The sequence below is a fragment of the Kosakonia sp. CFBP8986 genome (assembly GCF_034044935.1).
Taxonomy (GTDB): Bacteria; Pseudomonadota; Gammaproteobacteria; order Enterobacterales; family Enterobacteriaceae; genus Kosakonia; species Kosakonia cowanii.
This window is the reverse complement of sequence record NZ_JAXCXB010000017.1, coordinates 1-22,260: the sequence shown is the minus strand read 5'-3', so window position 1 is coordinate 22,260 and position 22,260 is coordinate 1. Positions and strand designations below refer to the sequence as shown.

19 protein-coding genes are annotated in these 22,260 nt (G+C 58.1%); 14 read left to right on the top strand and 5 right to left on the bottom strand.

All coding sequences use genetic code 11. The features are described from left to right. On the bottom strand, window positions 1-250 hold a 250-nt coding region (locus SOM48_RS22435; RefSeq protein ID WP_320513048.1), incomplete at its 3' end, for a hypothetical protein. Window positions 251-327: 77 nt separating this feature from the next. Between SOM48_RS22435 and SOM48_RS22430 the strand changes: the two genes are divergently transcribed. Both SOM48_RS22430 and ybiJ read left to right on the top strand, forming a co-directional pair. Beyond that, window positions 328-594, top strand: a complete 267-nt coding sequence (locus tag SOM48_RS22430) for a DksA/TraR family C4-type zinc finger protein (RefSeq protein WP_128483336.1) — start codon at window positions 328-330, stop codon at window positions 592-594. A gap of 285 nt (window positions 595-879) precedes the next feature. Continuing rightward, on the top strand, window positions 880-1,140 hold the full coding sequence (gene ybiJ / locus SOM48_RS22425; protein ID WP_288882271.1) for a DUF1471 family protein YbiJ: 261 nt from the start codon (window positions 880-882) through the stop codon (window positions 1,138-1,140). Window positions 1,141-1,248: 108 nt separating this feature from the next. On the opposite strand, the gene ybiB is transcribed toward ybiJ, so the two are convergent. Next, entirely contained in the window at window positions 1,249-2,217 is a 969-nt protein-coding gene (gene ybiB, locus SOM48_RS22420) for a DNA-binding protein YbiB (RefSeq protein WP_320513047.1), read from the bottom strand. 25 nt (window positions 2,218-2,242) lie between these two features. Continuing rightward, complete coding sequence (gene dinG, locus SOM48_RS22415) at window positions 2,243-4,384, bottom strand: ATP-dependent DNA helicase DinG (protein WP_320513046.1); 2,142 nt, start codon at window positions 4,382-4,384, stop codon at window positions 2,243-2,245. Window positions 4,385-4,707: 323 nt separating this feature from the next. On the opposite strand from dinG, the gene licT reads away from it, so the two are divergent. The 4 genes from licT (at window position 4,708) to SOM48_RS22395 (ending at window position 10,421) form a co-directional block, all read left to right on the top strand. Continuing rightward, a complete protein-coding gene (gene licT, locus SOM48_RS22410) occupies window positions 4,708-5,544 on the top strand; it encodes a BglG family transcription antiterminator LicT (protein WP_023479241.1) in 837 nt (278 codons plus the stop codon). A 159-nt stretch (window positions 5,545-5,703) separates the two neighbouring features. Further along, window positions 5,704-7,536, top strand: coding sequence for a beta-glucoside-specific PTS transporter subunit IIABC (locus tag SOM48_RS22405; protein ID WP_320513045.1), 1,833 nt, complete (start codon window positions 5,704-5,706; stop codon window positions 7,534-7,536). Between the two features lie 11 nt (window positions 7,537-7,547). Next, complete coding sequence (locus SOM48_RS22400) at window positions 7,548-9,020, top strand: glycoside hydrolase family 1 protein (RefSeq protein WP_320513044.1); 1,473 nt, start codon at window positions 7,548-7,550, stop codon at window positions 9,018-9,020. Between the two features lie 9 nt (window positions 9,021-9,029). Further along, the gene (locus SOM48_RS22395) at window positions 9,030-10,421 is read left to right on the top strand and encodes a glycoside hydrolase family 1 protein (protein WP_320513043.1); all 1,392 of its coding nucleotides are present in this window, start codon (window positions 9,030-9,032) and stop codon (window positions 10,419-10,421) included. A gap of 648 nt (window positions 10,422-11,069) precedes the next feature. On the opposite strand, the gene rhlE is transcribed toward SOM48_RS22395, so the two are convergent. After that, window positions 11,070-12,479, bottom strand: a complete 1,410-nt coding sequence (gene rhlE, locus SOM48_RS22390; protein WP_320513042.1) for an ATP-dependent RNA helicase RhlE — start codon at window positions 12,477-12,479, stop codon at window positions 11,070-11,072. A gap of 282 nt (window positions 12,480-12,761) precedes the next feature. Between rhlE and cecR the strand changes: the two genes are divergently transcribed. The 5 genes from cecR to SOM48_RS22365 are packed head-to-tail and all read left to right on the top strand — an operon-like array spanning window position 12,762 to window position 18,402. Then, window positions 12,762-13,436 carry a transcriptional regulator CecR gene (gene cecR, locus SOM48_RS22385; protein ID WP_054803696.1) on the top strand — a complete coding sequence of 225 codons (675 nt, stop codon included), beginning with the start codon at window positions 12,762-12,764 and terminating at the stop codon, window positions 13,434-13,436. Further along, a complete protein-coding gene (gene hlyD, locus SOM48_RS22380) occupies window positions 13,436-14,431 on the top strand; it encodes a secretion protein HlyD (RefSeq protein ID WP_139965379.1) in 996 nt (331 codons plus the stop codon). Before cecR ends, hlyD begins: the two co-directional genes overlap by 1 nt. Next, window positions 14,424-16,163: an ATP-binding cassette domain-containing protein gene (locus SOM48_RS22375; RefSeq protein ID WP_320513041.1), complete on the top strand. Its 1,740-nt coding sequence runs from the start codon at window positions 14,424-14,426 to the stop codon at window positions 16,161-16,163. The genes hlyD and SOM48_RS22375 overlap by 8 nt, the downstream gene beginning before the upstream one ends. Beyond that, window positions 16,153-17,286, top strand: a complete 1,134-nt coding sequence (locus SOM48_RS22370) for an ABC transporter permease (RefSeq protein ID WP_076769584.1) — start codon at window positions 16,153-16,155, stop codon at window positions 17,284-17,286. The genes SOM48_RS22375 and SOM48_RS22370 overlap by 11 nt, the downstream gene beginning before the upstream one ends. Before the next feature lie 9 nt (window positions 17,287-17,295). Next, complete coding sequence (locus SOM48_RS22365) at window positions 17,296-18,402, top strand: ABC transporter permease (protein ID WP_320513040.1); 1,107 nt, start codon at window positions 17,296-17,298, stop codon at window positions 18,400-18,402. Here SOM48_RS22365 and SOM48_RS22360 read toward each other — a convergent pair. Next, entirely contained in the window at window positions 18,355-18,774 is a 420-nt protein-coding gene (locus SOM48_RS22360; RefSeq protein ID WP_054803699.1) for a YbhQ family protein, read from the bottom strand. The genes SOM48_RS22365 and SOM48_RS22360 overlap by 48 nt on opposite strands. A gap of 133 nt (window positions 18,775-18,907) precedes the next feature. Between SOM48_RS22360 and SOM48_RS22355 the strand changes: the two genes are divergently transcribed. From SOM48_RS22355 to SOM48_RS22345, 3 genes are read left to right on the top strand one after another with little or no spacing between them, the layout of a single operon-like run. Further along, the gene (locus SOM48_RS22355) at window positions 18,908-19,669 is read left to right on the top strand and encodes an endonuclease/exonuclease/phosphatase family protein (protein ID WP_042714957.1); all 762 of its coding nucleotides are present in this window, start codon (window positions 18,908-18,910) and stop codon (window positions 19,667-19,669) included. After that, window positions 19,666-20,910 (top strand): cardiolipin synthase ClsB, encoded by a 1,245-nt coding sequence (clsB, locus tag SOM48_RS22350; RefSeq protein WP_023479029.1) that lies wholly within the window; start codon window positions 19,666-19,668, stop codon window positions 20,908-20,910. The genes SOM48_RS22355 and clsB overlap by 4 nt, the downstream gene beginning before the upstream one ends. Further along, the gene (locus tag SOM48_RS22345) at window positions 20,910-21,875 is read left to right on the top strand and encodes a lysylphosphatidylglycerol synthase domain-containing protein (RefSeq protein ID WP_023479030.1); all 966 of its coding nucleotides are present in this window, start codon (window positions 20,910-20,912) and stop codon (window positions 21,873-21,875) included. Before clsB ends, SOM48_RS22345 begins: the two co-directional genes overlap by 1 nt. Window positions 21,876-22,260: the final 385 nt, after the last annotated feature.

Genomic DNA, 22,260 nt, shown 5'->3' with positions numbered 1-22,260 from the left:
CCTGTCTCGGTTCGCCTCTGTCCGCCATCCATGGCGTCCAGACCTTGTCATTCACGCTTCGGTTCGCCGATTTCAGCGGGGACACAACCCCCTCGCTGCCGTATTGCAGATAAAAACCGCACCAGTGTCGCTGACAGCACGTTTTTGTAGGCCGGATAAGGCGCAGCCGCCATCCGGCAATTGTGCCGCGAAGATAATGCCGGATGGCGCGTAAACGCTTATCCGGCCTACGCCGTTCCAGCGGCTTCATTCCCTTACGCCTTATCCGGCCTAAAACTTCATGCCACCTTATAGCGTCTATACTTAATAGCTATACAGGAGGAAATTATGGCTTCAGGTTGGGCAAACGACGATGCAGTACAGCAGCAGATCGACAGCACCATTGAGGATGCGGTCGCCCGTGCGCGCCGGGATATTCCGGGTGGTGAGAGCCTTACTGAGTGCGAAGAGTGCGGTGAAACCATTCCGCAAGCGCGGCGAAAAGCGATTCCCGGCGTGCGGCTGTGCGTGAAATGCCAGCAGGAGAAAGATTTACATAACTCGACATATTCAGGATATAATCGCAGAGGATCGAAGGATAGCCAGCTACGCTGACTTTTCCTGACGCTTTCCGGCAGGATAAGCACTTACCTTTACCTTCACACTTTTCCGCTTCGCTTGTCGCAAAATGTGCCGCTTATCTCCGCGTGGCGAGGTAGTGCTCCCATTTCATGCTTTTTTATCTTTTTAACCTTTATGCTTCAAAAACTTAACTATTGTTCAATTTTTTAGAACAAGGCTTTCAATTCTCTTCGATTTTCTCGCTGATAAAAAACTGTGATACTTATCACATCGACGGAACATCGTCCCAAATTCAGTATAACCTGCGAGAGAAACCCTATGAACGCCATTAAATATGCTGTTGCTGCTGTCGCATTATCCACCCTCTCTTTCGGTGCTTTTGCGGCTCAATCTGTTAACCCTGCTCAGGCAGGCGAGCTGAACAAAATCGGTGTGGTATCCGCCCACGGCGCAACCACGCTGGACGGCCTTGAAGCACGCCTGGCAGAGAAAGCCAAAGCGGAAGGTGCTTCTGGCTACAGCATTCTGTCTACCACCGGCAATAACAAGCTGAGTGGCACAGCGGTTATCTATAAGTAACCTGACCCGCGTTTTACCCCGGCATTTTAACCCTCTGCCGGATGCACCACCCTCATTGACCCTTATTGCCCTTTGCATGGCCCGTCCAGGATTGTGACGGGCTTTTTTTTATCCAAATGTCGCCGCGACGCGCGCCATCCCCTCTTCCAGCGTCTGCGCTTCACCGCTTGCCACAAGGCAGCAGGCCAACTGCACCTTTAATGACTCCGGTATTGCTTCGCGTCCGCTCAGGCAACTCTCGATCCAGCGCGACGTGCTGTCTGCATCTTTCGCCGCACCGCCTGAAGCAGGTTCCAGCGCCGCATCACTGCGGGCAAAAAGCACGCGCTCACCTGCGGGATCGATCAGGTTCATCTGCGGGCAGCGCTGCGGATTGGCGTATACCTCCCCTTCGGTGCCCTGCATCAGCAGCCCGCGCCCGCCGATATCGGCAAAAAATTTGCCCACGCGGGTGAGGTACTCCGGGTGCGACACGCTGGAGAGGCGCAGCGCTGCCTCTTCGGCAAAGGGGGTCGCCAGCTTCGCCAGCGTGTGCGCGCTGTTACGCACGCCCATACGCCAGCGTAGACCCAGTTGATCCTCCAGCGGCGGGCAGAGAGCGCTTACCGGAATATAGACCGGCTGATGCCCCTCCAGCTTCGCCTGCGCCTGCCCGGCAAGCATAGTAGCTTCAATGCCCAGCAGGGCGAAAATCGTCTCACTGACGACGCGGGTCGGATCTTCACTGACGCCGTGCACCACCACCGGAAAGCCCAGTTTGCTGAGCAGAATCGCCAGCAGCGGCGTCAGGTTCGCCTGCTTGCGCGCGCCGTTATAGCTCGGGATAACAATCGGCATCGGTTTCGCCACCGGCGGCGTCAGCTTCATTGTCCGATCCTGCATCGCCGCGTAGAAGCCGCGCATTTCGGCCTCGCCTTCCCCTTTAATACGCAGCGCAATCAGGATCGCGCCCATCTCCAGTTCCGGTACCTCGCCATTGAGCATCCTCGCGTAGAGGCTGCGGGCGGTGTCAATATCAAGGTCGCGGGCGTGATTTTTGCCCCGGCCAACCTCTTTAATGATGGTGCGGTAATCCATGGACTCTCCTTGCGTGCTCACATCGTTAACGGCGCTTGCGGCGCTTCTGTTCTGGTTTCTTCACTATAACGTCAGGCATCGGCGGTTGGGAAATTGGAAATATTGGCAGTGCATCAAGCAGTCGTTTCCCATAACTCTTGGTCAACAGCCGCTTATCGTAAATCACCACTTCACCGCGACACTCATGGCTGCGGATCAGGCGCCCGACCTGCTGAATCAGGTTAAACGAGGCGCTCGGCAGGCTCTGCACTTCAAAGGGATAACGCTTGAGGCTTTTGAGCCACTCGCCTTCGGTGATCACCACCGGGCTGTCGATGGGCGGGAAGGCAATCTTATGGATATGCACCTGGGTGAGGTAATCCCCCTTCAGATCCAGCCCTTCAGCAAAGGATTGCAGGCCAACCAGCACGCTGCGTTCACCGCCGTCGATGCGTTTTCGGTGCGACTCCACCAGCCGGTAACGGGGCTGATCGCCCTGCACCAGCAGCAACAGACGCAGATCGGGCACATAGGTAAGAAAGAGCTGCATCGCGCGCTGGCTGGCGAATAGCACCAACATCCCGCGGTGCGTTCTGCTCTCTACCTGTTCACGAAACCAGGTCGCCATCTCGGCGATATGCTGCTCTTCGTTCTCCATCAGCGGCTCGTAGCGCATCTGCGGAATAATAATCTTCCCCTGCTCGACATGGTTGAACGGCGAGTCGAGGCTGACAAAGCGGTCGCCCGCTTTCTCCTTCAGGCCGCTCATCTCCTGCAAGCGGTTGAAGCTGTTGAGCGAGCGCAGGGTCGCCGAGGTGACGACAATATGCGGCACGCTGCGCCAGAGTAGCTTTTCCAGCTGGTCGCTGACGCGAATACCTACGCAGTGAAACTGCAGGTGCAGCTGCCCGTCGCGCACGTCGCGCGTTACCCATTTGGAAACCGGCGCGCCGGAGGCCTGCGCCATCGATGCCAGCCGCCAGAGCTTGCTCTGACTCTCAAACATCCCAAGCGCCCGGTTCATCTGCAAAATCACCCGGTGCAGACGCACAACGTCATGGCTGCCGGTTTTCTCGCTGAGATCGTTGAGAAACAGCTCCGCCAGCCCGCGCAGCATCTCAGTCAGTTTCGCCAGCCGCTGGCAGATCTCCATCACTTCATCCGGCAGTTCGCCCATTGTAAAGCGGTGTTCTGCCTCCTGCCCGGCGGGAAGATAGAGATTGAGAATGGCGTTGAGGGAGGAGATCAGCTCAAACAGCTCTTCGCAGTGGGCATTGAGCCGCTCGGGCGTGGCCAGCGGCGGCAGGGTTTTCGGGCGAAACTGCTCAAGGCAGGTCGCCACCAGTTTGGTGAAGAGATCGAGTTGCAGCTGATACCAGCCGGCGGTGATCTCTGCCGACATCTCCAGCGCATCGCGGGCGACATCCGGCAGATGGTGGCCCTCATCGAGCACCAGCAGCAGGTTTTTCGGCTCCGGTAGCACCGCTTCGCTCTCCATCGCCGCCATCACCAGCGCGTGGTTGGCGACCACCACTTCCGCTTCCTGGATCTCCCGACGCGCCACAAAGAAGGGGCACTCGCGGTAGTAGTGGCAGTTACGGTTCAGGCAACCCGCTTTATCGGTGCTCAGGCGTCGCCAGAGATCGTCGCTGATGGCTTTATCGGTGTGATCGCGCAGGCCATCCCACTTATAGCTGTCGAGATCGGCTTTCAGCGATGCGCAGCGCGTCTGCTCCTCTTTGTTGCCGGGCGTCAGTTCGTCATCAAGAAAGGCCAGCAGATCCTGCTGATTGGGATCGCTGCTGGCGAGTGCGGCAAGATTGCGCGGGCAGACATAGCGCCCGCGGCCAAAGGCGGCGGTAAAGCGTAAATCGGGAATAATTTTGCGCAGCAGCGGCAGATCTTTACTGAAGATCTGATCCTGTAGGGCGACGTTGGCGGTGCTGACCACCAGCGTTTTCTGCTCTTCCCGGGCAATGGCAATGCCCGGAATAAGGTATGAGAGGGTTTTACCGACCCCGGTCGGCGCTTCAATCGCCAGATGGCGGCCCTCATCGCCCGCCAGCGTTTTTGCCACGTCAGCAATCATCTGACGCTGCGGCGCGCGGGGAATAAAGTCCGGGATCTGTTGTTGCAACGCCTTATACCAGGCGGCAATTTGCGCTTTTAACGCGGCGGTAAGGGCCATTCGATAACCTGAAGTACTGTATAAACGGCCACTATTGTGGCACTTTTTCGCCCGCAGGGGCGAACGCTTTTTGCCGTTATGGAAGCCTGCTCGTAAATCGCACGTCAGGCAGACGATACTTTTCGCAAAGCCGATCACAAATTGGCAGATCCATTTATGAAACCGCTTCCCGACGCGTTGAACATTTATATGGTCAATGCTAGCTTTTTATCTGCATTACGCTTGTTACCGAATATCGGGCAAAACCTAAATGCAGACTGAGGGGATCAATCCGTCCCTGGCTGTATTTATGTTTTGCCCGTTTTTGTTTGCAGGAGTTGGCGATGCTGGTCAAACAAATATTAAATAATAACGTTGTCAGCGCCCTCGATGAGCACGGCTTTGAGGTAATTCTGACCGGGCGCGGCCTCGGGTTTAATACCCAGAGCGGTGACCGCGTCAATATGGACGCCATTGAGAAGATATTCCACCTGAAAGACTCCCAGCTCTCGGCCCGTTTTAAAGATCTGGTGAGCGAAGTGCCGGTGGAAATTGTCCAGTTAACGGCGGATATTGTCGCCCTCGCGCGCGAAACCCTGCCGCATAAATTAAGCGACGGGCTGTATGTCACCCTTGCCGATCACCTCCATTTTGCCCTGCAACGCAGTGAAAAAGGCGAGAGTTTAGCCAACCCGCTGGAGTGGGAAGTGCGCCACTTTTACACCGCCGAGTACGCCATTGGCCGCCAGGCGCTGGGCATGGTGGTGGCGCGCACCGGCACGCTGTTACCGGACAGCGAAGCGTGCAGTATCGCCCTGCATATTGTGAACGCCGGGCTGAACGATACGATGGGAAAAACCACGCAAATTACCCGGCTTATTTATCAGCTGCAAAATATCGTCAGATACTTTTTTACCCTGCCGCCCGATGAGCACACCCTCAATTACCAGCGCTTTATTACCCACTTAAAATTTTTCGCGCAGCGGGTGATTGCCGGGGAGGTATTAAACAACGATGACGAGGAGTTATTTGCCATGGTTGAGCGCCGCTATCAAACGACGCTGAAGTGCGTTAACGCCATCAGCGAGTTTGTCGGCAAACATTATCACCACACCATGAGCAACTCCGAGAAGCTTTATCTGACCGTGCATATCGAAAACGTGGTGCAACGGTCGGCGTAATTCACCCGACAGGCAGATATGCCTGCAGCGTGAAAAAATGAATTCCATCCAGGCTTGTTACTGTTAAATCAGGCAAACCCCAGAGGAAACAAGGTATCGGCCGGGGCCGATGTTTGTTGATGACGCCAGAAAATCGGGCGTCTGTCTGGAGGAATAAGCATGAACTACCCGCAAACCGCGCAGAAGATCATTGCGCATATCGGCGGCAAGGAGAATATCCTGTCGCTGTTTCACTGCATCACCCGCCTGCGTTTTCTCCTTCACGACCATGACAAGGTCGACCGCGCGGCGCTGGAAGCGCTGGATGGCGTGATCGGCGTGAATATCTCTGGCGATCAGTACCAGCTGATAATCGGGAATGAGGTCGCCCCACTCTGCGAAGCGCTGCTGGCGCAACTGCCCGGCGTCTCGTCCAGTGCCAGCAGCAGCAAACGGCGTAATCCGGTGTCGGTGGTGCTGGAGGGGTTATCAAGCATCTTCTCGCCGATCATTCCGGCAATTGCCGGAGCCGGGATCCTGAAAGGGGTGCTGGCACTGATGGTTGCCATGCAGTGGCTTCAGACCAGCAACCAGACCTACCAGATCCTGCTCGCCATCAGCGACGGCGTCTTCTACTTTATGCCGCTGGCGCTGGCTTTCAGCGCCGGGAATAAGTTTGGTGCCAACCCCTACGTCGCCGTGGCGCTCGCCGCCACCCTCTTCCACCCGGCGATCCAGACGCTGTTTAAATCCGGCGCGCCGGTGAGCTTTCTCGGCCTGCCGGTGCCGACGGTCAATTACGCCTCGACGGTGATCCCGATTCTGCTGGCGGTGTGGCTGCTAAGCCGGGTGGAGAAGCTGATTGACCGCATCATGCCCGGCGTGCTGAAAACGATGTTTGTGCCGCTGCTGAGCCTGGTGATTGTCGCGCCGATTACGCTGATGGTTATCGGGCCGCTCGGTATTTTCGCCGGCAATGCGCTCTCCGGCGGCATTACCTGGCTGGTTGAAAACATGGGCATCGTCGCAGGCGTGGTGGTGGGCGGCACGCTATCGATGATCATCATTACCGGCATGCACTATGTGCTGGTGCCAATCATGATCAACAACATCAGCACCATGGGTTTTGACCCGTTCAAAATCCTCTTTTATGTCGCCAACCTCGGCCAGGCGGGCGCGGCTTTCGGCGTGTTTATTCGCGCACGCGATAAGAAGCTGAAGTCGCTGGCACTCTCCACCAGCTTCAGCGCGATGATGGGCATCACCGAACCGGCTATGTATGGCGTCAATATCCGCTACAAACGCCCCTTTGCCGCCGCGCTGCTGGGCGGCGCGATTGGCGGCGGCTTTGCGATGGCGATGGGGGTGAAAACCTACGCCTTTGCCCTCAGCGGCTTGCCCGGCCTGCCGGCGCTGGTCGGCCCGACCTTTCTCTGGGCGATTGTCAGTATCGCGCTCTCCTTTGTCTCCGCTGCCGTACTGACGGTGATCCTCGGTTTCGAAGAGAAGGTGGTAGCAGGCGTCAGCCCGGTGAAGATCGCACGCGATGAGGAGCGACTCTTCGCCCCGGTCAGCGGCACGCTGAAAGCCCTTAATACCCTGAGTGACCCGGTCTTCGCCGATGAGATTTTCGGTAAAGGCCTGGCTATCGACCCGAGCAACGGCGAGCTACGTTCGCCGGTCAACGGCAAGGTCGAATCGCTGTTTGAAACCCACCACGCGCTGGCGCTGGAGAGCGATACCGGCGCCGAAATCCTCATCCACATCGGTATCGACACGGTGAAACTCGGCGGCAAGCACTTCACCAGCCATATCGAGGCCGGGCAGAACGTGGAGGTGGGCGATCTGCTGGTCAGCTTCGATCTCGCCGCGCTGCGGGCAGAAGGGATTGATCCGAGCGTGATCGTGGTGGTCACCAATAGCGAACAGTACGGCGATATCAGCCCGGTAAAAACAGATGGCGATGTCGCCAGCCGGGACGCATTTCTCACATTGACCGCAAACGCGGCCTAAGGAGCACACCAGTGGCTTATTCGAAATCATTTCCGGAAGGGTTTTTATGGGGCGGCGCAACGGCGGCCAACCAGCTTGAAGGGGCATGGAATGTCGACGGCAAAGGGCTCTCCGTCTCCGATGTTTACACCTTCGATATCAACACGCCGCGCGAGCGCTGGCTCGATCAGTGGCTGGGCATGACCCACGCGCAGGTGCGCGAAGCGCAGGATCCGGAGAGCAAAAAGTACTACCCGAAGCGCAAAGGCAACGACTTCTACCACCATTTCAAAGAGGATATCGCGCTGTTTGCCGGTATGGGCTTCAAGTGTTTTCGTATGTCGATCGCCTGGACGCGCATCTTCCCGCGCGGGGATGAGACCACGCCCAACGAAGCAGGGCTGGCGTTTTATGACGAGGTGTTCGACACGTTACGCGCACACGGCATCGAGCCGATTGTCTCACTCTCCCACTATGAAATGCCGCTGGCGCTGGTCACCGATTACGGCGGCTGGCCGAACCGCCAACTGGTCGATTTCTATGTCCGCTTCGCCACCACCGTCTTTACGCGTTATCGCAAAAAGGTGAAGTACTGGATGACCTTTAACGAGATCAACTGCGTGAAGCACCACCCCTATGTCAGCGTCGGGGTGATTGAGGAGGACAACCCGCATCTTGAGCAGGATAAGTACCAGGGCGCGCACCACCAGTTTGTTGCCAGCGCGCTCGCCACCAAAGCGTGCCACACCATTATTCCCGGCTCGCAGATGGGCTGCATGATCAGCTACCAGATGCTCTACCCGCACACCTGCCACCCGGATGATTTGCAGGCCTGCGAAGAGATGCAGCGCGTATCGCTCTTCTTCAGCGACGTGCAGGCACGCGGCTACTACCCCGCCTACACCGATCGCATGCTGGCGGAAAAAGGGGTGACGCTACAAAAAGTGGTTGGCGATGATGAGATCCTGCGCCAGCACCCGGTCGATTTCGTCTCGTTCAGTTACTACATGTCGAGCACCGTCAGCGCCAACCCGGCATTGCATGACGGCGCAGAAGGCAACCTGATCACCGGTGGCATTCGTAACCCGCACCTCACCACCAGCGAATGGGGCTGGCAGATCGACCCGAAAGGGCTGCGACTAGCGCTTAATCAACTCTATGACCGCTACCAGAAGCCGCTGTTTATTGCCGAAAACGGCCTCGGCGCGGTGGATACCGTCAAGGCGGATGGCTCCATCGATGACGATTACCGTATCGACTACCTGCGCCAGCACGTGGTGCAGATGCAGGAGGCGATTGCCGACGGTGTTGATCTCTTTGGCTACACCTGGTGGGGGCCGATTGATGTGGTCAGCGCCGGGACGGCGCAAATCTCCAAGCGGTACGGCTTTATCTATGTCGATCAGGACGATATGGGCAACGGCAGCCAGGCGCGCTCGCTGAAGAAAAGCTACCACTGGTATAAAAAACTGATCGCCTCGAATGGCGAAGACTTAGCGGATTAAGGAGCGGATATGTCTGTTTTTCCGAACGACTTTTTATGGGGCGGCGCGATTGCTGCTAATCAGGCGGAAGGCGCATGGGACGAAGATGGCAAAGGGCCCTCTATCGCTGACGTGGTGCGCGGCGGTATCGCTTCCGGTAAACATGATGTGGTGATTGACCCGAACCTCTACTACGCCAGCCACCAGGCGGTCGACTTTTACCATCACTACAAAGAGGATGTGGCGCTCTTCGCCGAGATGGGCTTCAAATGCTTTCGCACCTCGATTGCCTGGTCGCGCATCTTCCCGCGCGGGGATGAGACTACGCCCAACGAGGCGGGGCTGCAATTTTACGACAACCTGTTTGATGAGTTGCTGAAGTACGGCATTGAGCCGGTGATCACGCTCTCGCATTACGAAACGCCGCTGGCGCTCTATCAGGAGTATGGCGGCTGGAAAAACCGCCAGCTTATCGACTTCTTCACCCGCTACTGCGAGACGGTGTTCCGCCGTTATCAGGGCAAGGTCAAATACTGGATGACCTTTAACGAGCTGAACAACATGAACCGTATGCCGTTTGCCACCGGCGCGGTGGATGTTGACGCCAGCCCACAGGAGATTTGGCAGGCGAACCACCACCAGTTCGTCGCCAATGCGCTGGCGAACATGCTCTGCCACGAGATCATGCCCAATGCGCTTATCGGCTGTATGTTGTCGCTGAGCACCGTCTACCCGGCAAGCTGCAACCCGGAGGATATCTTCTCGACCATGCAGCTGCGCCGCCGCTCGCTGCTCTTCTCCGATGTGATGATGCTGGGCGAATACCCGGCGTACGCTAAACGGCTGCTGAACGATCTGGGTGTGAAGCTGGAGATGGCAGAGGGCGACATGCAACTGCTCAAAGCGTACCCCTCCGATTACCTCGGCTTTAGCTACTACCGCAGCGTGCTGCACCAGGCGGGCGGGCAGTTCCGCGTCGATACCGGCGGCACCGCCGGGCTGGACAACCCGTTCCTGGAGAAGACCGAGTGGGGCTGGCCTATCGATCCCCTCGGTTTTCGTATCGTCTGTAATGAGCTGGCGGACCGCTACCGCAAGCCGCTGTTTATCGTTGAAAACGGTTATGGCGGTGTTGATGAAGTGGAGGCCAACGGCGAGATTAATGACCAGGCGCGCATCGATTATGGCCGCCGCCATATTCAGGCAATGGCCGAGGCGATTGCGGATGGCTGCGAGATTATGGGTTACACCTGGTGGGGACCGATTGATATTGTCAGCGCCGGCACCGGCGAGATGAAAAAGCGCTACGGCTTTATCTATGTCGATAAAGACAACGAGGGCAACGGCACGCTCAAGCGCAGCAAAAAGCGCAGCTTTGGGTGGTATCAGCAGGTTATCGCCAGTAATGGCGAGATGTTGTAGAAGCCCGGCCTCTGAAACCGCGTAGGCCGGATAAGGCGCAGCCGCCATCCGGCAATGGGTCTGGCATATGGCATTTTGTGGAACGGTTCCGTTCACCAGGCATTGGGGAGTTTCATTAATCTCTTATACGGTGAACGGGACAAGGGGGGGTCCGCTCCCCTTGTCAATCCCCGCGGCCCCGCGAGGAAATCGGTGCTGCGCACTGCGCTCACCTCCCGCGTGTCTGACTGCGGCCGGCTCGACTCGACATCCTGTCTCGGTTCGCCTCTGTCCGCCATCCATGGCGTCCAGACCTTGTCATTCACGCTTCGGTTCGCCGATTTCAGCGGGGACACCCCCCCCTCGCTGTCATATCGCAGATAAAAGCAAAGTCGGTATCGCTGATACATTGCCGGATGGCGCTGGCGCTTATCCGGCCTACGCCGTTCCAGCGGCAGCGGGCTCCGTTTTGGTAGGCCGGATAAGGCACAGCCGCCATCCGGCAATCGGTGCCGCGGGGAGAATGCCGGATGGCGCTCACGCTTATCCGGCCTACGCCGTTTCAGTGAGATCGTGTCAGCAGCACCATAAAAAAACCGCCATCCGGCGTAATGCCCGATGGCGGTTTTGAGTGCCGGATAAACCTACCCGGCCTGAACGGAAACAGATTTACGCGGAAGCGGGTTTACGCGGACGACGACGGCGTGCGCCGTTGTTTGCCGGTTTCGCTGCACCGCCATCAAGACGGCGATTGCCCACGGGCTTCGCGGCTCCACCTTCCGATTTCGCGGCTGCGCCGTCGTTGCTACGACGCGGATGACGCGCTTTCTGCGTCTCGCCTTCGCTACGGCGCGGTGCGGACTGGCTGCGACCGCCGCCACCGCCCTGACGGCCGCCGTTCTGACCACGGCCATTCTGGATCGGCTCCGCTTTGATTGACGGATCCGGCTCATAACCTGCAACCGCAACACGCGGGATCTCTTTTTTCAGCAGACGCTCAATGTCGCGCAGCAGTTTATGCTCATCGACACAGACCAGCGACAGCGCTTCGCCGGTGGCGGCAGCACGGCCGGTACGGCCGATGCGGTGTACGTAATCTTCCGGCACGTTCGGTAACTCATAGTTGACGACATGCGGCAGCTCTTCGATATCCAGGCCGCGCGCGGCGATATCTGTTGCCACCAGCACGCGAATCGAACCGGATTTAAAGTCTGCCAGCGCGCGGGTACGTGCGCCCTGGCTCTTGTTACCGTGGATCGCCGCACTGGTGATGCCATCTTTGTTCAGCTGCTCAGCAAGGTGATTGGCACCATGCTTGGTACGGGTAAAGACCAGTACCTGCTGCCAGTTACCTTCGCCAATCATCTGCGACAGCAGTTCCCGCTTGCGTTTCTTATCCACAAAGTGAACATGCTGCGTCACCTGCTCGGAAGCGGTGTTACGGCGTGCGACTTCGATTTCCAGTGGGTTGTGCAGCAGTTTTTCCGCCAGCTGTTTGATCTCATCCGAGAAGGTCGCGGAGAAGAGCAGGTTCTGACGCTTCGCCGGCAGCTTCGACAGCACGCGGCGAATATCGTGGATAAAGCCCATATCCAGCATACGGTCAGCTTCATCCAGCACGAGAATTTCCACGCTGTCGAGCTTCAGAGCGTTTTGGTGTTCGAGATCGAGCAGACGGCCCGGGGTAGCCACCAGGATGTCAACGCCGCCGCGCAGTTTCATCATCTGCGGGTTAATGCTGACGCCGCCGAAGACGACCATCGAACGAATATTGAGATACTGGCTATACTCCTGCACGTTCTCACCGACCTGCGCCGCGAGTTCACGGGTTGGGGTCAGGATCAGGGCGCGTACCGGACGGCGGCCTTTCGCGTGAGGCTGGCTCTGCACCAGGCGTTGCAACAGCGGCAGTGTAAAACCGGCGGTTTTACCGGTGCCGGTCTGGGCGCTGGCCATCAGATCGCGGCCTTGCAGCACCGCAGGGATCGCCTGCTGTTGAATAGGGGTCGGCTCGAGGTAACCCTGCTCCGCAACTGCGCGCAGGATATCCGGATTCAGGCCAAGGGCATCAAATGACATAACAACTCCGCACCGCCCCGACCTGTCACAGGTGTAGTTTTCGAGGAGATAATAGGTAGACTGATGACAAAAACCACAATGTCATGAAGGTGCGGAGTGTATCAGCTTTTGTGATCCGGCGCATAAAATATCCCACGTCAATGTCTCAGCAAGATATCTTCCCGCTTCATTCTCTGAAAAAGGGATAAATTTAGCCCCCCTCACATTTCCTGCGCAAAAATTGGACAACATTTTTCCGGCGTCGTAGAGTTAATCAATCGATTGATTAATTTTATAACCCCTATGAATAGCACACCGACCACCAGCAAAGGCGAACAGGCCAAAAATCAGTTAATTGCCGCCGCCCTTGCGCAGTTTGGCGAGTATGGCCTGCATGCCACCACGCGGGATATCGCCGCTCAGGCCGGGCAGAACATCGCCGCCATCCCTTACTACTTCGGCTCGAAAGAGGATCTCTACCTCGCCTGCGCGCAGTGGATTGCCGACTTTATCAGCCACCATTTTGCGCCACACGTGCAGGCCGCCGAGGCGCTGTTTGCCGAGACCGAGCCTGACCGATCTGCCATCCGCGCGCTGATCCATCGCGCCAGCAAAGAGATGCTCACGCTACTGACCCATGATGAAACCCTTAACCTGAGCAAATTTATCTCCCGCGAGCAGCTCTCCCCCACTCGCGCCTATCAGATTGTGCATGAGCAGGTGATCGACCCGATGCACCAGCATTTGACGCGTCTGCTCGCCGCCTACACCGGCCAGGACGCCGACAGCACGCAGATGGTGCTGCATGCCCACGCCTTAATCGGCGAGATCCTCGCCTTCCGCCTGGTGCGGGAAACCATTTTGCTGCGTGCAGGCTGGACGCAGTTCGACGAAGAGAAAACCGAAATGATCTTTCAAGTCATCACCTGCCATATCGATTTTATTTTGCAGGGATTAACGCACAGGAGTCCGGAGTGATGAAAAAGCGTAGCGTTGTGGTGTTACTCAGCGTGGTGCTGCTGGCGATGCTCGCCGGCGGTTGGTACTGGTATCAAAGCAGGCAGGACGACAGCCTGACGCTGTATGGCAATGTCGATATCCGCACCGTTAATTTAAGTTTTCGCGTCGGCGGGCGGCTGGCGGCGTTGCAGGTGGATGAGGGCGACAGCGTACAGGCCGGGCAGAAGCTCGGCGAAATCGACCGCGCGCCTTATGAAAACGCGCTGTTGCAGGCGAAAGCCAACGTCTCTACTGCCGAAGCCAAATATGCGTTAGCTACCGAAGGCTACCGCGCCGAGGAGATCGCCCAGGCGGCCTCCGCCGTTAGCCAGGCGCAGGCGGCGTACGATTACGCGCAGAACTTCTACCAGCGCCAGCAGGGGCTGTGGAAAACAAAAGTGATCTCGGCAAACGATCTGGAGAACGCCCGCTCGGCGCGCGACCAGGCGCAGGCAACGCTCAAATCGGCGCAGGATAAATTGCGCCAGTTCCGCGCCGGTAACCGCCCGCAGGAGATCGCCCAGGCGAAAGCGGGCCTCGAACAGGCGCAGGCCGCACTGGCGCAGGCGCAGCTTGATTTGCAGGACACTACGCTGGTCGCGCCGAGCAACGGCACGGTGCTGACCCGCGCCGTAGAGCCGGGCAGCATGCTTAACGCTGGCAGCAGCGTGTTAACCCTGTCGCTGACCCGCCCGGTGTGGGTGCGCGCCTATGTCGATGAGCGCAATCTGCACCAGACGCGACCGGGTGCCGAAATCCTGCTCTACACCGATGGCCGCCCGGATAAGCCCTATCACGGCAAAATCGGCTTTGTCTCACCGACCGCCGAATTTACCCCAAAAACCGTTGAAACCCCGGATCTGCGTACCGACCTGGTCTATCGCCTGCGCATTATCGTCACCGATGCCGATGATAACCTGCGCCAGGGGATGCCGGTGACGCTGCGTTTTGACGGCGAGGCGCGTCATGAATGAGCGGACTATTCAGATCGACGGGCTGGTAAAACAGTTCCCCGGCATGGAGAAACCGGCGGTGGCGCGGCTGGATTGTAAAATCCAGGCCGGTTATGTCACCGGGCTGGTCGGCCCGGATGGCGCGGGCAAAACGACGCTGATGCGTATTCTGGCAGGGTTGATGAAGCAGAACGAAGGCCGCGTGCGTGTGCTGGGCCTCGACCCTATCGACAACGACAGCGAACTGCATGCCGTGCTCGGCTATATGCCGCAGAAATTTGGCCTCTATGAAGATCTGACGGTGATGGAGAATCTGATCCTCTATGCCGATCTGCGCAGCGTCACCGGCGAGAAGCGCCAGCAGATGTTTACCCGCCTCCTGGCGTTTACCTCCCTCGGCCCCTTTACCGACCGGCTGGCGGGCAAACTCTCCGGTGGTATGAAGCAGAAGCTGGGGCTGGCCTGTACGCTGGTCGGCGATCCGCAGGTGCTGCTGCTTGATGAGCCGGGCGTCGGCGTCGACCCCATTTCGCGGCGTGAGCTGTGGCAGATGGTGCATGAACTGGCGGGCGACGGGATGCTGATCCTCTGGAGCACCTCCTATCTTGATGAAGCAGAGCAGTGCCGCGATGTGCTGCTGATGAACGAGGGCGAGCTGCTCTACCACGGCGAGCCGAAAGCGTTAACCCGCAGCATGGCCGGCCGCAGCTTTCTGCTCACCAGCCGCGATGAGAATAACCGCCGCCTGCTGCGGCGCATTCTCAGGCTGCCACAGGTGAGCGATGGCGTGATCCAGGGGCGCTCGGTGCGCATGATCCTGAAAAAAGGGGCCGACGTGCAGGCGATTCACGCCGCGCCAGAGATGCCGCCGCTACAGATTGAGGAGACCGCTCCGCGCTTCGAAGATGCCTTTATCGACCTGCTGGGCGGTGCGGGTGCCGCCGAGTCGCCGCTTGGCAAGATCCTGCACTCGGTGAACGGCGACGCGGAAGAGACGGTGATTGAAGCGAGATCGCTCACCAAAAAGTTTGGCGATTTTGCCGCCACCGACGAGGTTAATTTTGCCGTCAAGCGCGGCGAGATCTTTGGCCTGCTCGGCCCGAACGGTGCGGGCAAATCCACCACCTTTAAGATGATGTGCGGCCTGCTGGTGCCGACCGCTGGCCAGGCGCTGGTGCTGAATATGGATCTTAAAGTCAGCTCCGGCAAAGCGCGCCAGCGCCTCGGCTATATGGCACAGAAGTTCTCCCTCTACGGCAACCTGACCGTAGAGCAGAACCTGCGCTTCTTCTCCGGTGTCTATGGCCTGCGCGGCAGCGCGCAGCGGGAGAAGATGGCGCGAATGAGCGAAGCGTTTGGCCTGGAGACCATTGCCCGCCACGCCACCGATCAACTGCCGCTCGGCTATAAGCAGCGGCTGGCGCTGGCCTGCTCGCTGATGCACGAGCCGGACATTCTTTTTCTCGATGAACCCACCTCCGGCGTCGATCCCCTCACCCGCCGCGAGTTCTGGCTGCATATCAACAGCATGGTGGAAAAAGGGGTGACGGTGATGGTCACCACCCACTTTATGGATGAGGCGGAGTATTGCGACCGCATCGGGCTGGTCTACCGCGGCAAGCTGATTGCCAGCGGCACGCCGGACGAGCTGAAGGCGCAGACCGCTGACGACAACCACCCGGACCCGACGATGGAGCATGCGTTTATCACGCTGATCCAGAACTGGGATAAGGAGCATAGCAATGCGCGTTAACGCCCTCTCCTGGCGGCGCGTACGGGCGCTGTGCGTCAAAGAGACGCGGCAGATCGTGCGTGACCCGAGTAGCTGGCTGATTGCGGTGGTGATCCCGCTGCTGCTGCTGTTTATTTTTGGCTACGGCATCAACCTTGATTCCAGCAAGCTGCGCGTTGGCGTGCTGCTTGAGCAGCGCAGCGATGAGGCGCTCGATTTTACCCACGCGCTCACCGGCTCGCCCTATATTGACGCCACCATCAGCAGCGATCGCCAGCAGTTGATTGAGATGATGCAGGCCGGGCGCATCCGTGGTCTGGTGGTTATTCCAGTCAACTTCGATGCCCAGATGGCAAGACCCAGCGAGGTGGCACCGATTCAGGTGATCACCGACGGCAGCGAACCGAATACCGCCAACTTTGTGCAGGGCTATTTACAAGGGATCTGGCAGCTCTGGCAGGCGCAGCGCGCGGAAGATCGCGGCGAAACCTTCACGCCGCTAATCGATGTGCAGACGCGCTACTGGTTCAACCCGGCGGCCATCAGCCAGCACTTTATTATTCCCGGCGCGGTGACCATTATCATGACGGTAATTGGCGCGATCCTCACCTCGCTGGTGGTGGCGCGCGAGTGGGAGCGCGGCACCATGGAGGCGCTGCTCTCCACCGAGATCACCCGCGCCGAGCTGCTGCTCTGTAAGCTCATTCCCTACTACTTTCTCGGCATGCTGGCGATGCTGCTCTGTATGCTGGTGTCGGTCTTTATTCTCGGTGTGCCCTATCGCGGCTCGCTGCTGATCCTCTTCCTGCTCAGCAGCCTGTTTCTGCTCAGCACGCTCGGCATGGGGCTTTTAATCTCCACCACCACGCGCAACCAGTTTAACGCCGCGCAGGTGGCGCTGAACGCCGCGTTTCTGCCGTCAATTATGCTCTCTGGCTTTATCTTTCAGATCGACAGTATGCCGGCGATTATTCGTGCGGTGACCTATATCATCCCGGCGCGTTACTTCGTCAGCACGCTGCAAAGCCTCTTCCTGGCGGGCAATATTCCGCTGGTATTGACCATAAATATGCTGTTTTTGGTGGCCTCCGCCGTGATGTTTATCGGCCTGACGTGGCTGAAAACCAAACGCAGGCTGGATTAAGGAGAAGCCATGTTTCACCGTTTATGGACGCTGATCCGCAAAGAGTTGCAGTCCCTGCTGCGCGAGCCGCAAACCCGCGCCATTTTGATTCTGCCGGTGATTTTTCAGGTGCTGCTCTTCCCGTTTGCCGCCACCCTTGAGGTGACCAACGCCACTATCGCTATCTATAACGAGGATAACGGCAAGCACGCGGTGGAGCTGACCCAGCGCTTTGCCCGCGCCAAAGCCTTTACCAATGTGCTGCTGCTGCACAGCCCGCAGGAAATCCGCCCGATGCTGGATACGCAAAAAGCGCTGCTGCTGGTGCGCTTCCCGGCGGATTTTTCCCGCGATCTCGACAGCGGCAAACCGGCGCAGATGCAGCTGATTCTGGATGGGCGTAACTCGAATAGCGCGCAGATCGCCGCCAACTATCTTCAGCAGGTGGTGAAAGATTATCAGCAGGAGCTGCTGGCCGGGCAGCCGAAGCCGAACAACAGCGAGCTGGTGGTGCGTAACTGGTACAACCCGAATCTCGATTACAAATGGTTTATCGTGCCGTCGCTGGTAGCGATGATCACCACCATCGGCGTGATGATTGTCACCTCGCTGTCGGTAGCGCGCGAGCGGGAACAGGGCACCTTCGATCAGCTGTTGGTCTCGCCGCTTGCCACCTGGCAGATCTTTATCGGCAAAGCGGTGCCGGCGCTGATTGTCGCCGCGTTTCAGGCGACGATTGTGCTGCTGTTTGGCATTCTGGCTTACCAGATCCCGTTTGCCGGATCGCTACTGCTCTTCTACTTCGCGATGCTGGTTTACGGCCTGTCGCTGGTTGGGTTTGGGCTGTTGATCTCGTCGTTTTGCGAAACGCAGCAACAGGCGTTTATCGGGGTGTTTGTCTTTATGATGCCGGCGATCCTGCTTTCGGGCTACGTTTCGCCGGTGGAGAACATGCCGGTATGGTTGCAGGACTTAACCTGGATTAACCCGATCCGGCACTTTACCGATATCACCAAGCAGATCTATTTGAAGGATGCCAGTCTGGAGATTATCTGGGGAAGCCTGTGGCCGCTGATAGTGATTGCCCTGTCAACGGGCACTGCGGCCTACGCCATGTTTCGTCGTCACACGACCTAGCCGTTTCTCTTTAGTTAAGAGTGAGACCACCGCCGGGCCGCCAAGGATTGCCAGCCCGGCAAGCGCCAGCAGGTAGTTGTTTTGCAGCACCCGCGAGAGCAGCCAGATGGCAATAAGGGATGCGCCAAAATACCAGGTGGTGGTTAGCTCCTCGAGCACATCGCCGATGCCGCGCCAGCCGGCGTCATGATGGCGCTGGAAAAAGAGCATCAGCAGCACGGTGACGCCATAAAGCACGCACAGCCCCAGCCCCACGTGCACCAGCCTGCCGCTCATCCAGCCCATCACCAGTATCGCCACAATCATCAAATGCAACATAATCTGCCAGCAACTCAGGCCTGTTGCGACACGAACACGTTGTTGCCACTTCATGGCATCTCTCCGCAAGGATTTTACTCTTGTAGAAGAGTACCCCGATCTACGGAAAATTCTGTAACCCCGGCTTTTTTTGTGACAGGGACTACAATTTATTTCTATACAGGAGAGTGATGCTGGCAGGAGATTTATGACCCAACACGCGCGACCATTTTCATTAAAAGTATTGACGATTAACACACACAAAGGCTTTACCACTTTCAACCGGCGCTTTATTTTGCCCGAGTTGCGCGATGCCGTGCGCCTGGTGAGCGCCGATATCGTCTGCCTGCAAGAGGTGATGGGCGCCCACGAAGTGCACCCGCTGCGCGTTGAGAACTGGCCCGATACCACCCACTACGAATTTATCGCCGATACCATGTGGAGCGACTTCGCTTACGGGCGCAATGCGGTCTATCCTGAAGGGCACCACGGCAATGCGGTGCTCTCCCGCTATCCGATTGAACACTACGAAAACCTCGACGTCTCAGTAGATGGCAGCGAAAAACGCGGCCTGCTCTACTGCCGGATTGTGCCGCCCGATTATGGCGGCGCGGTACATGTCCTCAGTGTTCATCTTGGGCTGAAAGAGGCGCATCGCCAGGCGCAGCTAAAAATGCTGGCGGAGTGGGTCAACTCTCTGCCGGAAGGCGAGCCGGTGCTGGTGGCGGGGGATTTCAACGACTGGCGGCAAAAAGCCAACCAGCCGCTTAAAGCGCAGGCCGGGCTTGAGGAGATCTTCACCCGCGCGCACGGTCGCCCGGCGCGAACGTTCCCGGTCAGCCTGCCTTTACTGCGCCTCGACAGAATTTATGTCAAAAACGCCAGCGCCAGTGCGCCTACCGCGCTGCCGCTGCGCAACTGGCGTCATCTGTCCGATCATGCCCCCCTGAGTGCGGAGATCCATTTATGAAATGTAGCTGGCGGGACGGTAACCGCATCCAGTTGCTGGAAAATGGTGATAACTACTATCCGGCGCTCTACGATGCGATTGATAACGCGCAACAGAAAATTATTCTCGAAACCTTTATATGGTTTGAAGACAAAGTGGGCAAAGAGCTGCACAGCGTGCTGCTGCGCGCCGCCCAGCGCGGCGTCAGTATTGAGGTGCTGCTCGACGGCTACGGTTCGCCCGATTTAAGCGAATCGTTTGTCAGCACCCTCACCTCGGCGGGGGTGATTTTCCGCTACTACGATCCGCGCCCGCCGCTGCTCGGCATGCGTACCAACGTCTTCCGTCGTATGCACCGCAAAATTGTGGTGATCGACAACACCGTCGCCTTTGTCGGCGGGATTAACTACTCGGCTGAGCACCTCTCTGATTATGGCCCCGAGGCGAAACAGGATTACGCCGTGCGGGTCGAAGGGCCTATCGTCGAAGATATTCTGCAATTTGAGCTGGAAAATCTGCCCGATAACGCCCCGGCGAAACGCTGGTGGCAGCGCCGCCGTCATCGTCCGGAAGAGAACCGTAAACCGGGCGAAGCGCAGGCGCTGTTTGTCTGGCGCGATAATGACGACCACCGCGACGATATTGAACGTCACTATCTGAAGATGCTGGCTAACGCCCGCCGGGAAGTGATTATCGCCAATGCCTACTTCTTCCCCGGCTACCGGCTTTTGCACGCGATGCGTAACGCTGCCCGTCGCGGCGTTACCGTGAAGCTGATTGTGCAGGGCGAGCCGGATATGCCGATTGTCAAAGTGGGCGCGGAGCTGCTCTATAACTACCTGCTGAAAGGTGGCGTGAAGGTGTATGAATACCGCCGCCGTCCGCTGCACGGCAAAGTGGCGCTGATGGACGATCACTGGGCGACCGTTGGCTCCAGCAACCTTGACCCGTTAAGCCTGTCACTCAATCTCGAAGCGAACCTGATCATTCACGATCGCGAGTTTAACCAGACGCTGCGCGACAACCTGCAAAAGATTATTGAGCAGGATTGTAAGCAGGTGGATGAGTCGATGGCGCCGAAGCGCACCTGGTGGAATCTCGGGAAAAGCGTGGTGGTGTTCCACTTCTTACGCCACTTCCCGGCGCTGGTCGGCTGGTTACCGGCGCATACCCCTAAACTGGCTGAAGTGGGGCCGCCGGTACAGCCGGAGATGGAAACCCAGGACAGAAACGAAGCACAGCACTCGGGAGCAAAACCCTGATGTCAACATCACATCCGCGCTGGCGGTTGGCTAAAAAAATCCTCACGGTGATCTTTTTTATCGCCGTTATTGTTCTGCTGGTGCTCTACGCGCAGAAGGTGAACTGGGAAGATGTCTGGAAGGTCATTCGCGATTACAACCGCACCGCCCTGCTGAGCGCGGTGGCGCTGGTGATCCTCAGCTATGTGTTGTATGGCTTTTACGATCTGCTCGGCCGCGCCTACTGCGGCCATAAGCTCGCGAAGCGCCAGGTGATGCTGGTGTCGTTTATCTGTTATGCCTTTAACCTGACGCTCAGCACCTGGGTTGGCGGGATTGGCATGCGCTATCGCCTCTACTCGCGGCTTGGGCTGCCGGGCAGCACCATTACGCGCATCTTCTCGCTCAGTATCACCACCAACTGGCTGGGCTATATTCTGCTCGGCGGGCTGATCTTTACCTTTGGCGTGGTGGAGATCCCGGCGCACTGGTATATCGACGCCTCGACGCTGCGCATTGTCGGCGTGGTGCTGTTGTTGATTATCGCCGTCTACCTGTGGGGCTGCGCGTTTGCGAAACGCCGTCACGTCACCATTAAGGGCCACAAACTGGTGCTGCCGTCGTGGAAATTCGCCGTCGCGCAGATGGTGATCTCCAGTGCTAACTGGATTGCAATGGGGGCGATTATCTGGATCCTGCTCGGCATGCGCGCCGACTTCTTCTTTGTGCTTGGGGTACTGCTGGTCAGCAGTATCGCCGGGGTGATTGTGCATATCCCGGCGGGCATCGGCGTGCTGGAAGCGGTGTTTATCGCCCTGCTCGCCAGCGAGCATGTGTCGCAGGGGATTATTATCGCCGCCCTGCTCGCCTACCGGGTGCTCTACTACTTCCTGCCGCTGCTGCTGGCGCTGATTGGTTATCTGCTGCTGGAGGGCCGCGCCAAGAAGCTGCGGGCGAAAAACGAGAAGGCGATGGCGCAACAGTGATAGTGCCGTCCCAGGAAACGGCGTAGGCCGGATAAGCGTGTCACGCGCCATCCGGCATTCTCTCCGCGGCACCGATTGCCGGATGGCGGCTACGCCTTATCCGGCCTACGCGGTTTCAGCAGCAACGGTTTTTCATTCGACACCTATCTTACAGCGACGGTGTTGACCCCCGCTGAAATCGGCGAACCGGAGCGTGAATGACAAGGTCTGGACGCCATGGATGGCGGACAGAGGCGAACCGAGACAGGGAGCGAATCCCCGTAGGGGTGAGCAAGTCGAGTCGAGCCGACCGCAGTCAGGCACGCGGGAGGTGAGCGCAGTGCGCAGCACCGATTTCCTCGCGGGGCCGCGGGGATTGACAAGGGGGGAGCGGTGTATGAACCGG

Coding starts and splice junctions, on each gene's coding strand:
- rhlE (WP_320513042.1), bottom strand. CDS start 12,479: ATGTCATTTGATGCCCTTGGCCTGAATCCGGATATCCTGCGCGCAGTT.
- SOM48_RS22355 (WP_042714957.1), top strand. CDS start 18,908: ATGACCCAACACGCGCGACCATTTTCATTAAAAGTATTGACGATTAAC.
- SOM48_RS22345 (WP_023479030.1), top strand. CDS start 20,910: ATGTCAACATCACATCCGCGCTGGCGGTTGGCTAAAAAAATCCTCACG.
- SOM48_RS22405 (WP_320513045.1), top strand. CDS start 5,704: ATGAACTACCCGCAAACCGCGCAGAAGATCATTGCGCATATCGGCGGC.
- clsB (WP_023479029.1), top strand. CDS start 19,666: ATGAAATGTAGCTGGCGGGACGGTAACCGCATCCAGTTGCTGGAAAAT.
- dinG (WP_320513046.1), bottom strand. CDS start 4,384: ATGGCCCTTACCGCCGCGTTAAAAGCGCAAATTGCCGCCTGGTATAAG.
- SOM48_RS22365 (WP_320513040.1), top strand. CDS start 17,296: ATGTTTCACCGTTTATGGACGCTGATCCGCAAAGAGTTGCAGTCCCTG.
- licT (WP_023479241.1), top strand. CDS start 4,708: ATGCTGGTCAAACAAATATTAAATAATAACGTTGTCAGCGCCCTCGAT.
- SOM48_RS22375 (WP_320513041.1), top strand. CDS start 14,424: ATGAATGAGCGGACTATTCAGATCGACGGGCTGGTAAAACAGTTCCCC.
- ybiB (WP_320513047.1), bottom strand. CDS start 2,217: ATGGATTACCGCACCATCATTAAAGAGGTTGGCCGGGGCAAAAATCAC.
- SOM48_RS22395 (WP_320513043.1), top strand. CDS start 9,030: ATGTCTGTTTTTCCGAACGACTTTTTATGGGGCGGCGCGATTGCTGCT.
- SOM48_RS22430 (WP_128483336.1), top strand. CDS start 328: ATGGCTTCAGGTTGGGCAAACGACGATGCAGTACAGCAGCAGATCGAC.
- SOM48_RS22360 (WP_054803699.1), bottom strand. CDS start 18,774: ATGAAGTGGCAACAACGTGTTCGTGTCGCAACAGGCCTGAGTTGCTGG.
- SOM48_RS22370 (WP_076769584.1), top strand. CDS start 16,153: ATGCGCGTTAACGCCCTCTCCTGGCGGCGCGTACGGGCGCTGTGCGTC.
- hlyD (WP_139965379.1), top strand. CDS start 13,436: ATGAAAAAGCGTAGCGTTGTGGTGTTACTCAGCGTGGTGCTGCTGGCG.
- cecR (WP_054803696.1), top strand. CDS start 12,762: ATGAATAGCACACCGACCACCAGCAAAGGCGAACAGGCCAAAAATCAG.
- ybiJ (WP_288882271.1), top strand. CDS start 880: ATGAACGCCATTAAATATGCTGTTGCTGCTGTCGCATTATCCACCCTC.